Below are 14819 nucleotides of genomic sequence, written 5' to 3'. Positions count from 1 at the left end.
TCGGTTATGCTGAGCGCATGAACGCACCAAGGATCAGCTATGCCCATCTTCTGACCAAACCGAACCCCAAGCACGTGGACAGCCTGCTCAGGTTCTTCGAGAAGGGCAAGTCGCAGCCCGGCACCGGTGGATTCGGCGTGGAGATCGAGCACCTGCCGGTGCACAACGCGGACGACACCGCCGTGAGCTACTACGAGCCGAACGGCATCGAGACGCTCCTCAAGCGCATCGCCCCGTACTACGACAAGGAGAAGGAGTACTGGGAGAACGGGCATCTGGTGGGTCTCGGACGCGAGGGCATCGCCGTTTCCCTCGAGCCGGGCGGTCAGGTGGAGTGTTCGCTCGGCATCCTCAGGAAGCCCGAGGACCTCATCGCCCTGTACCGTTCGTTCCGCAGGGACGTGGACCCGGTGCTCGACGATCTGGGCTTCCGTCTGGTCAACTACGGCTACCAGCCCAAGTCGAGCTACGCGGACGTGAAGGTCAATCCCAAGGACCGCTACGACGCCATGACCGCCTATCTGGGACGTGTGGGCCAGTTCGGCCCGTGCATGATGCGCTGCTCCGCTTCCACGCAGGTGAGCATCGACTTCGTGGACGAGCGCGACGCCATCGAGAAGATGCGTCTGGGCACGGTGATCGGCCCGATCCTCGCATGGTTCTTCCGCAACACCCCGTACTTCGAGGGTCGCGAGAACCCGTGGCCGCTGCTGCGCCAGCGCATGTGGGACTATCTGGACTTCCAGCGCACCAACGTGATCCCCGGCCTGTTCGACCCGCGCTTCGGCTGGGAGGACTACGCGGTGGACGTGCTGTCCACGCCGCTGATGTTCGCCGACCTCACCCACACCCCGGAGGCCGCGGGACTGTCCGGCAAGGAGCTGCACCACCCGGCGTTCTACGAGAACGCGGCGGACGTGTACCCGGATCGCGAGCTCAACGCATACGAGATCAACCACATCATCTCCACGCACTTCAACGACGTGCGTCTCAAGAACTTCATCGAGCTGCGCCACTGGGATTCGCTGCCGATCGTGCGCGCGGAGCGTCTGACGGAGATCATCGCGTCCTTGTTCTACGTGCCGGCCAACCGCAATCGGCTGGAGAGCTACTTCGACGGCATCCGCGAGGAGGACGTGCTCGAGGCTAAGTGGAACCTGCAGGCGCACGGCCGCGACGCCACCCCGTACGGGCAGCCGCTGGAGTTCTGGCGCGCGTTCCTGGGGCTCGAGGGGCTGCTGGCCGACGAGCCGGGCGATCCGAAGCATCCCGACGTGTTCCAGGCGTAGCGGATCCGGACGGGCGGTTTCGCCTCGCCGGACATCGTGTCGGGCCCCGTCATGGCGACGGGGCCCATTTGTCATCTATATGGGGTTTCCTCCGCCGTTCCGAGTTAGGACGCGGTCCGTCCCCGGTCGTCTTGGGCGGAGGAGCAGTCCGTTCCTCCGGTCGTCCTGGGTGAGGGAACGGTCCATCCCCCGGTCATCCTGAGCGGAGGCGGAGCCGGAGTCGAAGGATCCTTGGGGTGCGTGTCGTGTCACGGATCCTTCGACTCCGCCCTTCGGCCTTCGCTCAGGATGACCGGAGAAGGCCGCGCTTCGCTCAGGATGACCGGAAAGGACGGTCTTCGTCCGCACCCCCGATGGCTGGGGATGGGGCCTTTTTCTTCTGTCATCCTGAGCGGAGCGCAGCGGAGTCGAAGGATCTTTGGTGCGCCGTGTGGGTGTTCAGAGATCCTTCGACTTCGGCCTTGCGGCCTTCGCTCAGGATGACGGGAGAAGGCCGCGCTTCGCTCGGGATGACGGGGGATGGCGCGTTTCGCTTGGGATGACAGGGGTCTCTTCGTCATCCTGAGCGGAGGCGGAGCCGGAGTCGAAGGATCCTTGGCGGCGCGGCACCTCCGACACGCCGATTGTTGCATGTGCAACTGTTGTATGTGGGACGTATTACACTGCACTGATGCAGAAAGAAGTTGCATATACAACCAAGTCATGACGGAGGCGATGCGATGTGGACCAACACGTCCTCAGCATGGAGATGAAAGCGCTGTGCAAGACCGTCAACCGGTACCTCGGCGAGACGATGCCCGAATCCGCCAGAGAGGCCACCGGGGGCAACGCCCACATCATCATCTTCCTGGCGCGCAACCGCGACAGGGAGATCTACCAGCACACCATCGAGGAGAAGTTCTGCGTCACGCGCTCCACCGCGTCGCGCGTGCTCGCCCTCATGGAGAAGAAGGGACTCATCGTGCGCGAACCGGTGCCGCACGACGCCCGTCTCAAGCGCATCGTGCTCACCGGCAAGGCCGACGCGATCGTGAACGACCTCAGAGCCAACGGCGACCGCACGGAAACGCTGCTGCTGCGCGGCTTCACGGAGGCGGAGAAGGCCGCGTTCCATGATTACCTCCACCGCATGCGCGCGAACATCGACGCCGCGCAGCGCGACTACGAGGCGAATCATGACGCGAATCGCGAGCCGAAGCGCGAAACGAAACCCGGAACGAAGGACATCATGAAGGAGGAAGGCAAGTGACAGACACCGCAACCGCCAGGGACCGCGCGTCCGCCGAAGAGCCGGCGCGTCCGAAGCACATCATCCGCACGCTGGGCGCATCCCTGCGCGAATACAAAAAGGCCAGCTGGCTCGCCCCGGCGTTCGTCGCCGTCGAAGCCATTCTGGAGATTCTCATCCCCACCGTCATGGCCTCGCTCATCGACGAGGGCATCACCGGCGGGTCCATGCCCGCCATCGTCAAGTTCGGTCTGATCCTGCTGGCCTGCGCCATGGTGTCGCTCGCCTGCGGCTTCATGGCCGGCCGCTATTCGGCCATCGCCGGCGCCGGCTTCGCCAAGAACCTGCGCCACGATCAGTTCGAGCGGATGCAGGCGTTCAGCTTCACCAACATCGACCGGTTCTCCACCGGCTCGATCATCACGCGCCTCACCACCGACGTGACGAACCTGCAGATGGCGTACTCGATGATGATCCGCATGGGCGTGCGCGCCCCGATCATGGTCGTGGTCGCGTGGATCTTCTCGTTCCGCATCAGCCCGTCCATCTCGCTGGTGTTCCTCGCCTGCATCCCGATCCTCGGCATCGGCCTGTGCGGACTCGCCGTGCTGGTCCACCCGGTGTTCAAGCGCGTGTTCCGCACGTACGACAAGCTCAACAACGTGGTGGACGAGAACCTGCAGGGCATGCGCGTGGTCAAGTCGTTCGACCGCGAGGACTTCGAGATCGACAAGTTCGGCCGCATCTCGCAGCGCATCTTCAGGGACTTCTCGAAGGCCGACCGCATCATGAGCCTCAACATGCCGATCATGATGGTCTGCATCTACGGCTCGATGCTCATGATCTCGTGGATGGGCGCCAACCAGATCGTCGCCTCGGGCAACGACCCGGCCGTGGGACTCACCACCGGCGACCTGACCGCCCTGGTGACGTATGCGATGCAGATCCTCATGGCCATGATGATGCTCTCGATGATCTTCGTCATGGTGATCATCTCGCAGGCGTCCGCCGAGCGCGTCTGCCAGGTGCTGCAGGAGAAGAGTACCGTGACGAACCCCGAGCATCCGGTTTCCGACGTGGCGGACGGCTCCATCGAGTTCCGCGACGTGACGTTCCGCTATTCCGACAGCTCCGAGAAGCCCGTGCTCGACGACGTCAATCTCGACATCCGCTCCGGCATGACCGTGGGCGTGGTGGGCGGCACCGGCTCCGCGAAGTCGAGCCTCGTCCAGCTGATCCCGCGCCTGTACGACGTGTCCTCCGGCTCGCTCAAGGTGGGCGGGCGCGACGTGCGCGACTACGATCTGGAGGCGCTGCGCGATCAGGTGGCCATGGTGCTGCAGAAGAACGTGCTGTTCTCCGGCACCATCGCCGAGAACCTGCGCTGGGGCAACCCGGACGCCACGGACGAGGAGATCCGCCACGCCGCGCGTCTCGCGCAGGCCGACGGCTTCGTGCAGGAGTTCCCCGACAAGTACTACACGATGATCGAGCAGGGCGGCACCAACGTGTCCGGCGGCCAGCGCCAGCGTCTGTGCATCGCCCGCGCGCTGCTGAAGAAGCCGAGGATCCTCATCCTCGACGATTCCACCAGCGCCGTGGACACCAAGACCGATCAGCTCATCCGTCAGGCGTTCCGCGACGAGATCCCAGACACCACGAAGATCATCATCGCCCAGCGTCTCGCCTCCGTGCAGGACGCGGACATGATCCTCGTCATGGACGAGGGCCGCATCATGGCGCGCGGCACGCACGAGGAGCTGCTGAAGACCTGCGACGAATACCGCTCCATCTACGAATCCCAGACCAAGAACCAGGGCAGGCCGGCGGCGATCGAAGCCGAGGCACAGGCCGAGGCCCGTGCTCTGGTCAGCAGTTCGCTCGGCTCCCCCTCGCAGGAGGAGTTGTCGGCAGCATCGCGTCCTGAACTCGCCCTTGGCTCCCCCTCGCAGGGGGAGCTGTCGGCAACGCCGACTGAGGGGGTCCCCAGCATCGAAGGAGGTGCACGATAATGGCAACCACCACCAAACCCGAACAGCACGGCAAGCCCGAGCAGTCCGGCAAACCCGGCGCCAGCTTCGGCAAGCGCAAGCCCGGCATGGCCAAGGCCGCGCCCGGCACCACCAAGCGCATCTTCGGATACATCATGCAGTACCGGTGGCGCGTGATCGCCATCGTGGCGTGCATCCTCGTCGGCGCCGCCGCGCAAGCCGGCTCCGCGCTGTTCCTCCAGTCGCTCATCGACTCGTACATTCTGCCGATGGTGGGCGTCGCGAATCCCGACTGGGCGCCGCTCATCCGGGCCCTGACGCTCATGGGCTGCCTGTACGCGGCCGGCATCATCGCCAGCTGGGCGTGGCAGTGGATCATCGTCACCGTGGAGCAGGGCGTGCTCAAGAAGATCCGCGACGACATGTTCGCCCATCAGCAGCGGCTGCCGATCCGCTACTTCGACACCAACGAGCACGGCGACATCATGAGCCGCTACACCAACGACACCGACACCCTGCGCCAGGCCATCTCGCAGTCGTTCCCGCAGATGTTCTCCTCGATGATCTCCGTGGTCGCCGCGGTCATCTCGATGCTGTGGCTCTCGGTGCCGATCACGCTGTTCGTGCTGCTGTTCACCGTGCTGCTGTTCGTCATCATGCGCAAGGTCGTCTCCCGCGCCGGCCGCTACTTCGTCAAGCAGCAGCACTGGCTGGGCGACGTGAACGCGTTCGTGGAGGAGTCCGTCAACGGCCAGAAGGTCATCAAGGTCTTCAACCACGAGGACGCCACCCAGAAGACGTTCGACGAGAAGAACGAGGAGCTGTTCCAGGCGTCCGCCGAGGCGAACACGTGGGGCAACGTCACCATGCCGATCGTGGGCAACATGGGCTACGTGCTCTACATCCTGCTGGCGATCGTCGGCGGCGCGATGGCGCTTTCCGGCGTGGGCAACTTCGGCCTGTCCGGCTTCGGTCCGCTCACGCTCGGCACGCTGGTCTCGCTGCTCACGCTGTCGCGCTCGTACATCAACCCGATCGGCCAGGTCTCCATGCAGTTCAACATGGTGATGATGGCGCTCGCCGGCGCGTCGCGCATCTTCGCACTCATGGACGAGCCGGTGGAGTCCGACGGCGGCACGGTCACGCTGGTGAACGTGGAGCTCGCTTCCGACGGCCGCACCATGACCGAGACGGATCGCGTGACCGGCCACTGGGCGTGGAAGCGCGAGGCCGGCGACGACGGCACTCGTTCGCTCAAGGCCGCGGAGAAGCTCGAAGGCCAGGCCCGCGAGGTGGCCGTCAAGGCCAAGGAGCAGGCGATCACTTCGCCGGACGGGCGTCTGACGCTGCTGCGCGGCGACGTGCGCTTCACCGACGTGACGTTCGGCTACGATCCGGCCAAGCCGGTGCTGCACGACATCACGTGGTTCGCCAAGCCCGGCCAGAAGATCGCCCTCGTGGGCGCGACCGGCGCCGGCAAGACCACGGTGACGAACCTCATCAACCGCTTCTACGACATCCAGCAGGGCCAGATCCTCTACGACGGCATTTCCGTGGCGGGCATCCGCAAGCCGGACCTGCGTCGATCGCTCGGCGTGGTACTGCAGGACGTGAACCTGTTCACCGGCACGGTGATGGACAACATCCGCTACGGCAAGCTCGACGCGACCGACGAGGAGTGCATCCGCGCCGCGAAGCTGGTGAACGCGGACGGCTTCATCCGCATGCTGCCGGACGGCTATGACACGGTGCTCGAGGGCGACGGCTCCGGCCTGTCGCAGGGCCAGCGCCAGCTCATCTCGATCGCGCGCGCCGCCGTGGCCGATCCGCCCGCGCTGATCCTCGACGAGGCGACGTCGTCGATCGACACGCGCACCGAGGAGGTCGTGCAGGCCGGCATGGATGCGCTGATGAAGGGACGCACGGTGTTCGTCATCGCGCACCGCCTGTCCACCGTGCGCAACTCCGACGTGATCATGGTGCTCGACCACGGCCGCATCATCGAGCGCGGCTCGCACGACGAGCTCATCGCGCAGCGCGGCGAGTATTACCAGCTCTACACCGGAGCTGTAGAGCTGGAGTAGACGGTCTTCGACTGCCAGTCAGTCGTCTGCTGCGCACAGACGATTCGGCCCGTCGACATGGTGCTTGCCATGCCGACGGGCCGAATCGCGTTCAGAAGCCTGGCGGCATCCGTCACCAGAACTGCGGCGCCGCTGCGCCGATCGACTGGAGGAACGCGGCCACGTCGCGCATCTCGTCCATGCAGATCGAATGCTCCATGCCGGGGTAGACCTTCTCAGTGAGCGTGCCGTGTTCGCGCCAGAACGCGCCCATCGCCGCCACCTCCTCGGGCGGGAAGATCGTGTCTGCGCCGCCGTGGCCGTAGAACACCGGCGGCCTGCTCGCCGCCAGCGTCGCGTCGCCCGGGTCGACCGCGCCCGGCGCCAGCCAGCCGGAGAAGCTCACGGCCGCGCGGTAGCGCCCAGGATCCAGTCGCAGCAGATGCGCCGCCAGCAGGCCGCCCTGCGAGAATCCCATGGGGATCACCGCACGGTCGGCGGGAATGTTCGCCGCCACCCAGCGGTTCACCGCCTCGCCCGCGTCGCGCGCCTGCTCATCCAGCGACGCGCCCTCCGGCACGCCTTCGTGCGCCCACGATCCGAACCACGTGTAGCCCATGCCGTAGGCGATCGGCGCGCGCAGGCTCGCAAAGTCCGCGCCGGGCGCGCAATAGCGCAGCAGATCGGGCAGATCATGCTCGTTGGACCCCCACCCGTGCAGCAGCACGAAGACCGGCCGGCTCGCCGGCCCCCTCAGCTGCGTGATCGCCGTCGTGACCTCGAGTCGCGCCATCGTCGTACCCCTTCCGCATCGTTCCGTCGGATCGCTCGTCCGCAGCCCAGTCTAGCCCGTGCCCCGTCCGCCGCCACCCGGTAGGTTGTTGTCCTGCAAGCACACGAACACGCCCGAACCGAGGAGGTGCGCAATGACGAGATTCAACACTCAGCTGGTCCACGGACTGCCGGGAGACGACAACAACACCGGTGCCGTGAATCCGCCCATCTACAATTCTTCGACCTATGCCTTCGAATCGGTCGGCGCCATGCCCCGTTGGGACTACGCCCGCAGCGGCAACCCCACGCGCGACTTCCTCGAGCGCCAGATCGCGCAGCTCGAGCACGGTTCGCGCGGCTTCGCCTTCTCCTCCGGACTCGCGGCCATTCACGCGGTGCTGAGCATCTTCGAGCCCGGCGACCGCATCGTGGTGGGCGACAACATCTACGGCGGCACCTACTCGCAGATCAACGAATTCTTCTCCCGGTGGGGCCTGCGCTTCACGCCCGTGGACACGCAGGACCTCAACGCCGTCCAGCGGGCGCTGGCGGGGGACGAGGCGAACGGCGTCGCGCCCGCCAAGGCCGTCTACTTCGAGACCCTCACCAACCCGCTGCTCAAGGTGAACGACGTCAAGGCGCTCTCCGCGCTCGCGCACCGCGTGGGTGCCATCGCCGTGGTGGACAACACGTTCGTCTCCCCGTACCTGCAGCAGCCGCTCGATCTGGGCGCCGACGTGGTGATCCACTCGGCCACCAAGTACATCGCCGGCCACTCCGACGTGGTCGCGGGTCTCGCCGTGGTGCGCGACGAGGAGCTGGGCAGGCGCGTGTACTTCGCGCTCAACCGTCTGGGCGGCGTGCTGCCGCCCGCCGAATGCGACGCCGTGCGCCGCGGCCTGCAGACGCTCGCGCTGCGCATGGACCGCCAGCAGGAGAACGCCGCGAAGATCGCCAACTATCTCAGGCGCCATCCGCTCGTCGCCGCGGTGCACTATCCCGGGCTCTCCTGCGATCCGGGCTATGCGCTCGCCTCCCGCGAGCTGCGCGGCTTCGGCGGCGTGCTCTCCTTCGAGGTGCTGCCCGGCGTGAACCCGGCCGTGGTGCTCGACTCGCTGAAGGTGTTCCGTCTGGCCGTTTCGCTGGGCGCCGTGGAGTCGCTCGCGGAGCTGCCGTGTCGCATGACGCACTTCGAGCTGCCGCGCGAGGAGCGCCTCAAGATCGGCATCACCGACCAGCTCATCCGTCTCTCGGTGGGCATCGAGGATTCCGTGGACCTGCTCGAGGATCTGGAGCAGGCGTTCGAGCAGGCGCGTCGCGCCCGCGTGGAGGTTCCCGAGGTCGCCGCGTCCGACGCCGCGCCCGCCGTGTCCGCCGTGTCCGCGAAGACGGACGCGCGTGTGGCGGCGCTGGTCTGAGCGCGGGGAACGGCACAGGGGAACATCGAGGGAAGACAGAGCATGACGAGTTTCGCGACCAGGGCCGTGCACGCGGGCTACGATCCGCAGGCGAACGCCAACGCGGCGGTGCCGCCCGTCTACGCCTCCGCGGCGTTCGATCTGGGCGACGCCGAGCGCGGTGACGCCCTGGCCGCCGGCGAGATCGACGGCTTCGAATACTCGCGCGTGGCCAACCCCACCGTGGATGCGCTCGAACGCCGGCTCGCCGCGCTCGAGGGCGGCGTCGGCGCGGTGGCGGTCGGCTCCGGCATGGCCGCGGTCACGTACGCGCTCATGTGCGCCGGCGAGGGCGGCGGACGCATCATCGCCCCGTCGGACCTGTACGGCGCCTCCGTAGACGCGCTCGCCGACTTCCTGCCGCAGTTCGGCATTCACACCGACTTCGTGAACGACGTCAACGACCTCGACGAGGTGGCCTCGAAGATCGGCCCGGACACGCGCGCGATCTTCGCCGAGACCGTCGCCAACCCGTCCACCGCGTTGCTCGACATCGCCCCGCTCGCCGATCTGGCGCACCGCAACGGCATCGCGCTCATCGTGGACAACACCGTGCCCACGCCCTACCTGCTCAACCCCATCGCATTCGGCGCCGACGTGGTGGTGCACTCCACCACCAAGGGCATCACCGGCCACGGCAACGCGATCGGCGGTGCGATCATCGACGGCGGACGCTTTGACTGGGCCAACGGACGCTTCCCTCAGTTCACTGCGCGCCAGCAGGTCATCAGCGACGACCGCGCCGGCGTCTGGCACAGCTTCGCGGGCAAGTTCGGCAACGAGGCGTTCATCAAACGCATCCGCATCAAGTACCTGCGCACGTTCGGCGCCGTGGCGAGCCCGTTCAACGCGTACCTCACGCTCGTGGGGCTGGAGACGCTGCCGCAGCGCGTGGCACGGCAGGTGGAGACGGCCCGGCGCGTCGCCGAGCACCTCACGCGCACGCCGCACGTGATCAAGGTCAACTATTCGGGATTGGGCAACACGCCCCAGTTCGCGCTCGTGGGGCGGTATTTCCCGCGCGGCGTGGGGCAGATCCTCTCGTTCCTCGTGGACGGCAGCGCCGAGAACGTGCGCCGCATCCTCGACGGGACGCGCCTGTTCTCCTACGTGCCCAACATCGGCGACGCCCGATCGCTCATCGTGGACCCGGCGCACATCACGCACCGCGAGGTGCCGGCCGCGGCGCGCGTGGCCGCCGGCGTGACCGACAACCTCATCCGCCTGTCCATCGGCCTCGAGGACGCGGACGACCTGATCGCCGACCTCGACCAAGCCATCGCCGGCGCCTACTGAGCCTCGCGCGGTCCTCTGAGACCCGCGGGTCTCATGATGCGGACCGCCGCCCATACCGCCCGGTTGATAGGATGGGCACTACCAGCCGAACCGAGGGAGGTCCGGCGTAGCAAAGAAGGGGGCTCTCATGGGCCTGATCATTCTGGCGGTCGTTGCGGTGCTGGTGATTCTGCTGCTCATCGCATCGATCTTCATCGTTCCGCAGCAGCAGGCATACATCATCGAGCGATTCGGCAAGTACAAGACGGTGCAGTTCGCCGGCATCCACGCCAAGATCCCGTTCGTGGACCGCATCGCCATGAAGACCAACATGCGCGTCAACCAGCTCAACGTGCAGCTGGAGACCAAGACGCTCGACAACGTGTTCGTCACGGTCGTCGCGTCCACGCAGTTCCGCGTCAACCCCAACGACGTGGCCACCGCGTACTACGAGCTGCGCGACCCGGCGGGCCAGCTCAGGAGCTACATGGAGGACGCGCTGCGCTCCGCCATCCCGGCGCTGAGCCTCGACGACGCGTTCGCCCGCAAGGACGACGTCGCCTTCGACGTGCAGAAGACCGTGGGCAACGAGATGAGCCGCTTCGGCTTCACCGTGGTCAAGACGCTGATCACCGCCATCGACCCGAGTCCGCAGGTCAAGAACGCGATGGACTCCATCAACGCCGCCCAGCGCGAGAAGGAGGCCACGCGCCAGCGCGCCGAGGCCAACCGCATCCAGATCGAGACGCAGGCGCAGGCCGACGCCGAGAAGACCCGCCTGCAGGGCGAGGGCCAGGCCAACTACCGCCGCGAGATCGCCAACGGCATCGTCGACCAGATCAAGAGCCTGCAGGCCGTGGGCATGAACATCGCCGACGTGAACAACGTGGTGCTGTTCAACCAGTACCTCGACGTGATGCGTTCGCTCGCCGAGTCGAAGAACGCCAAGACCGTGGTGCTGCCGTCCAGCACGCCCGGCGGCTACTCCGACCTGTACGAGCAGGTCACCAAGGCCATGCTCACCGCAGGCGAGACCAAGCCGCAGCAGTGAGATGACGGCGATGGGGGTCTCCCGATTTCGGGCGGCCCCTTTTTCGTCCCCTGAGAGTGGGGCGCTTCTTCTTTCCCCGTCATCCTGAGCGGAGGGCGAAGCCCGGAGTCGAAGGATCCTTGACCTTGTGCGCAGGTATTCGCGCGCGGGGTGTCAGAGATCCTTCGACTCGGCTGCGCCTCGCTCAGGATGACGAGGGGAGAAGACCCGCCTCGCCCCGGATGGCAGGGGAGGGGACCCGCCTCGCTCGGGGATGACAAGGAAGAAGCCGTTGTTCTGCGCCCGGGCCGACGGGCGACCGCCTCACCGTGCCAGGAACGCGGGGATCGCGGCAGCCGCCGCATATCCCTTGCGGTACATGCGCTCCAGTCCTTCGAAGCTCTTGCTCAGCGTGCTCAGTCCGCACAGGTCGTCCGGGGCGAGGATGAGCACGCGGCCGTCCGCCTCGTATTTCTTGGCCAGCGCCACCTCGTCGTTGTACGTCCGGTACCGCTCCAGCAGGCGCTCGGCGGCGGCAGGGTAGCGGTGGCGCAGGATGCGCGCCGGGGCCACGTCCTTCCTCTGTTCGCGCAGCACGTCCTTCAGACGCGTGAGGATCACCACCACGCGGTCGTAGCCGTCGTCCAGGGCCTTCTGCACCGGGATCGGATCCGCGATGCCGCCGTCGTAGTACGGCACCCCGTCCACCACGTACGGCTCGCACGCCACCGGCACCGCGCTGGACGCCTTGACCACGTCGAAGTCGTCGTAGCGGATGCGCGACTTGTCGAAGTACTTGGTGCTGCCGTCCTCCGCGTTGCACGCCACCACCGTGAAGCCGGTCGGATTCGCCTCGAACGCCTCGAAGTCCACCGGGTATTCGCCGTCGTGGTTGGAGAGCGTGCCGTAGATGTAGTCGAGGTTCGCGAAGTTGTGGTACCTGAAGAACGCCTCCGGGCTGGCGTACTCCTTGCGGAACGCGTACTCGGTGTAGAACTTGTGGTTGCGGCCGGGCTGTCGCGCGATGTACGACGTCATGTTCGCCGCCCCCGCGGAGACGCCGTAGCAGTGGTCGAAGTCGATGCCGTCGTCGAGCAGCCGGTCCATCACGCCGCATCCGAAGATCGCGCGGAAGCCGCCGCCCACGTCGATGAGCGCCGTCCGATGCGTGGTTGCCTGTGCCGATGCGTCCATCATTGCCGTTCCCCTTCCCTGATGACGTCTCCGACGAGCATATCGCCCCTGAGCGGACAACGCGGACGTCCGATCGTCACGCGGCGCCGAGGTGTCGTTCCGGACCGCGCCCCGGCCGGTCTGCTCCCACGTCACCGCATCCTCCCGTCTGCGCGCTGCACCCACCTGCGCGTCTGTGCGTCAGCCCGCATCCGTCTGTGCATCCTCCCCTCTGCGCATCCGCCCGTCTGTGCATCCGACCGCATCTGTCTGTGCGCCCGCGTCCCTTCTCGTCTGTGCATCCCGTCCGTCCGTCTGTGCGTCCGCGTCCGCCCCGTCCGTATTCTCCCCGTTTGTGCGCCCGCGTCCTCCCGCACTCTCACCTTCTTCACGAGTCGACGCCAACATTCCGGGCTCAAAAGGACGAAATCCCGGATTCCGAGCGCCAAATGGACGGGAATGCGGGGGTTTGGCGCTTAGAATTGCGGATTTCGTCCTTTTGAGCCCGCAAAGTTGGGCAATCCGGTGCAGTTCAGCCTAGTGCAGCGCAACACAGTCCAGTGCAGTGCAGTCCGGCGTAATGCAGTACGGCACAGCTCGGCGTAGCGCAGTGCGGCGTAGCGCGGCACAGTGCGGCGCACTACAGCAAGCACGTTGCGGCACAGCGCCGCGCACTCAGCGCCCGTAGGCGAGCAGCTCGCGCGACAGCGCGGCGATGCGCGGCGACGGATCGGAATTGGCGAGCTCCACGCCTCCGACGGCGTCGTCGGGGGCCAGACGCCCCAGCGATTCGAGCACCACGCCCAGATGGCGCACGGTGCCCTCGTTGCCGTCGATGATCGCGGCGGTGGGCGGCAGCAGCTCGCGGAAGTAGTCGCGGTAGAACACGAAGTGCGTGCAGCCGAGCACCACGGAGTCGATGGCGTCCAGATCGTAGCGGTCGAAGTAGCCGTGCAGCGTGCGCATCACCAGATCGTGGTCTCCCAGCCGCCCGGACTCCACGATCTCCACCAGGTCGGGGCACGGTTCGCGGTAGATGGTGTGCTGCTCCTTGAACCGGTCCATGAGCGCGGCGAACTTGCGTTCGCGCAGCGTCAGCGGCGTGGCGGCCACGATGACGCGCTGCCGCGTGCCGTGGCCGGCGTCGCAGGCCACCTTGAGCGCCGGTTCCATGCCGATGATCGGGATGTCGTAGCGTTCGCGCAGGTCGTTCACGGCCGCCGACGTGGCCGTGTTGCAGGCGACCACGATGGCCTTGACGCCTTGGCGCACGAATCGCTCGGCGATGGCGAGGCTCAGCTCGCGCACCTGCTCCGGCGTCTTGATGCCGTAGGGCGCGTTGGCCGAGTCGCCGAAGTACAGCACATGCTCGTGCGGCATGTCCCTCACGATCTGCCTCACGACGGAGATGCCGCCGAGCCCGGAGTCGAAGACGCCGACCGGAGCCGTGGATGCCATGTCAGAACCTCCCGTTCCCGTTCGTTCCCAATGCCGTGATGCGACGTGATGCGCGTCCGGCGCGTTCAGCCGCGCGGTTCCAGCGTCACGCGGCCCACGATCGTCGCCGCGCCGGTGAGCGTCACGTCACGGTCGGTCACGTCCACGCGCAGCACGCCGCCGCGCACGCGGATGGTCCAGTGGCCGATGCCGGTCAGCGCCCGCAGCGTCACGCCGGTGGCGCACAGTCCGGTGCCGCATGAGAGCGTCTCGCCGCAGCCGCGCTCGTTGACGCGCATCGTGGCGCGTCCTTCGCCGGTCTCCTCGTCCGTGCCGTCCACGCGCACGAACTCCACGTTCTGGTCGGACTCGATGACCGGCAGCACCTGCGGCTTGACGGCGAGGTCCAGATCCTCCACCGCCGGCAGCGTCGCGATGCCGTCCTGCAGCACCGCCACCACGTGCGGGTTGCCCATGTCCACGAACGTGCCGCGCGCGGATCCCGCGGTGCCGGGGATCGTCACCTCGTATTCGCCGATCTCGCCGATGCGCCATGCGCCGATCTCCACGCGGAACACGTCGCGACCAAGCCCCTCAACGGCGCCGAGCGGGGTGAGCGTCTTGACGCCCGCGCGCGTGCCCAGACGGAACGCGCCCTCGTCGGGCTTCGGCGCGAGACCCAGGCTCTGCGCGAACAGCGTGACGGCGCGCGTGCCGTTGCCGCACATCTCCGCCAGCGATCCGTCCGCGTTGCGGTAGTCCATGAACCATGCGGCGCCGCCGTCCTCGCACGCCAGCACCTGCTCCGGCGTGAGGTCGGACACGTCCGCGGGGTGCGCGAGGCGGATCAGGCCGTCCGCGCCCACGCCGAAGTGACGGTCGCACAGGAACCGCACCTCGTCGGGCGTCGGTTCGTAGGCACCGTCCGGATCGGCGTAGACGACGAAGTCGTTGCCGGTGGCGTGGGTCTTGGTGATCTGCTGCGGAATGCTCATGGCTTGCATCCTAGCGCGGGCGATGAACCGGATCCCGCGGCCGTCGCGCGCCTTTTTCCGAGTTCTGCATGCCCGAACGCCGGTGCGCCGGATAGTCGTCGCCGTCG

11 protein-coding genes are annotated in these 14819 nt (G+C 66.9%); 7 read left to right on the top strand and 4 right to left on the bottom strand.

All coding sequences use genetic code 11. The features are described 5' to 3' along the window. The first annotated feature begins 17 nt into the window (after positions 1-17). The 4 genes from G1C96_RS03750 (at position 18) to G1C96_RS03735 (ending at position 6592) form a co-directional block, all read left to right on the top strand. Entirely contained in the window at positions 18-1289 is a 1272-nt protein-coding gene (locus G1C96_RS03750; RefSeq protein ID WP_169275319.1) for a glutamate-cysteine ligase family protein, read from the top strand. Positions 1290-2010: 721 nt separating this feature from the next. Further along, positions 2011-2538 carry a MarR family winged helix-turn-helix transcriptional regulator gene (locus G1C96_RS03745; RefSeq protein ID WP_169275318.1) on the top strand — a complete coding sequence of 176 codons (528 nt, stop codon included), beginning with the start codon at positions 2011-2013 and terminating at the stop codon, positions 2536-2538. Then, on the top strand, positions 2535-4529 hold the full coding sequence (locus G1C96_RS03740; protein ID WP_169275317.1) for an ABC transporter ATP-binding protein: 1995 nt from the start codon (positions 2535-2537) through the stop codon (positions 4527-4529). Before G1C96_RS03745 ends, G1C96_RS03740 begins: the two co-directional genes overlap by 4 nt. Before the next feature lie 86 nt (positions 4530-4615). Further along, positions 4616-6592 carry an ABC transporter ATP-binding protein gene (locus G1C96_RS03735; protein WP_240945093.1) on the top strand — a complete coding sequence of 659 codons (1977 nt, stop codon included), beginning with the start codon at positions 4616-4618 and terminating at the stop codon, positions 6590-6592. Positions 6593-6704: 112 nt separating this feature from the next. Here G1C96_RS03735 and G1C96_RS03730 read toward each other — a convergent pair whose 3' ends face one another. Further along, a complete protein-coding gene (locus tag G1C96_RS03730) occupies positions 6705-7364 on the bottom strand; it encodes an alpha/beta hydrolase (protein WP_169275315.1) in 660 nt (219 codons plus the stop codon). 133 nt (positions 7365-7497) lie between these two features. On the opposite strand from G1C96_RS03730, the gene G1C96_RS03725 reads away from it, so the two are divergent. The 3 genes from G1C96_RS03725 (at position 7498) to G1C96_RS03715 (ending at position 11128) form a co-directional block, all read left to right on the top strand. Then, entirely contained in the window at positions 7498-8763 is a 1266-nt protein-coding gene (locus tag G1C96_RS03725; RefSeq protein ID WP_169275314.1) for a trans-sulfuration enzyme family protein, read from the top strand. Positions 8764-8805: 42 nt separating this feature from the next. Next, entirely contained in the window at positions 8806-10098 is a 1293-nt protein-coding gene (locus G1C96_RS03720; protein WP_169275313.1) for an O-acetylhomoserine aminocarboxypropyltransferase/cysteine synthase family protein, read from the top strand. A gap of 127 nt (positions 10099-10225) precedes the next feature. Next, positions 10226-11128 (top strand): SPFH domain-containing protein, encoded by a 903-nt coding sequence (locus tag G1C96_RS03715; protein WP_169275312.1) that lies wholly within the window; start codon positions 10226-10228, stop codon positions 11126-11128. 303 nt (positions 11129-11431) lie between these two features. Here the strand turns inward: G1C96_RS03715 and G1C96_RS03710 are convergent, their stop codons facing one another. The 3 genes from G1C96_RS03710 to dapF form a co-directional block, all read right to left on the bottom strand. Next, entirely contained in the window at positions 11432-12301 is an 870-nt protein-coding gene (locus G1C96_RS03710; protein ID WP_169275365.1) for a patatin-like phospholipase family protein, read from the bottom strand. Positions 12302-12955: 654 nt separating this feature from the next. After that, a complete protein-coding gene (murI, locus tag G1C96_RS03705; protein ID WP_169275311.1) occupies positions 12956-13738 on the bottom strand; it encodes a glutamate racemase in 783 nt (260 codons plus the stop codon). Positions 13739-13803: 65 nt separating this feature from the next. Continuing rightward, entirely contained in the window at positions 13804-14712 is a 909-nt protein-coding gene (gene dapF / locus G1C96_RS03700; protein WP_169275310.1) for a diaminopimelate epimerase, read from the bottom strand. Positions 14713-14819 lie beyond the last annotated feature (107 nt).

It is taken from the genome of Bifidobacterium moraviense, assembly GCF_012932365.1.
GTDB lineage: Bacteria > Actinomycetota > Actinomycetes > Actinomycetales > Bifidobacteriaceae > Bifidobacterium > Bifidobacterium moraviense.
Note: the sequence above shows the minus strand (reverse complement) of the source record. Positions and strands in the feature narration are given on the sequence as shown.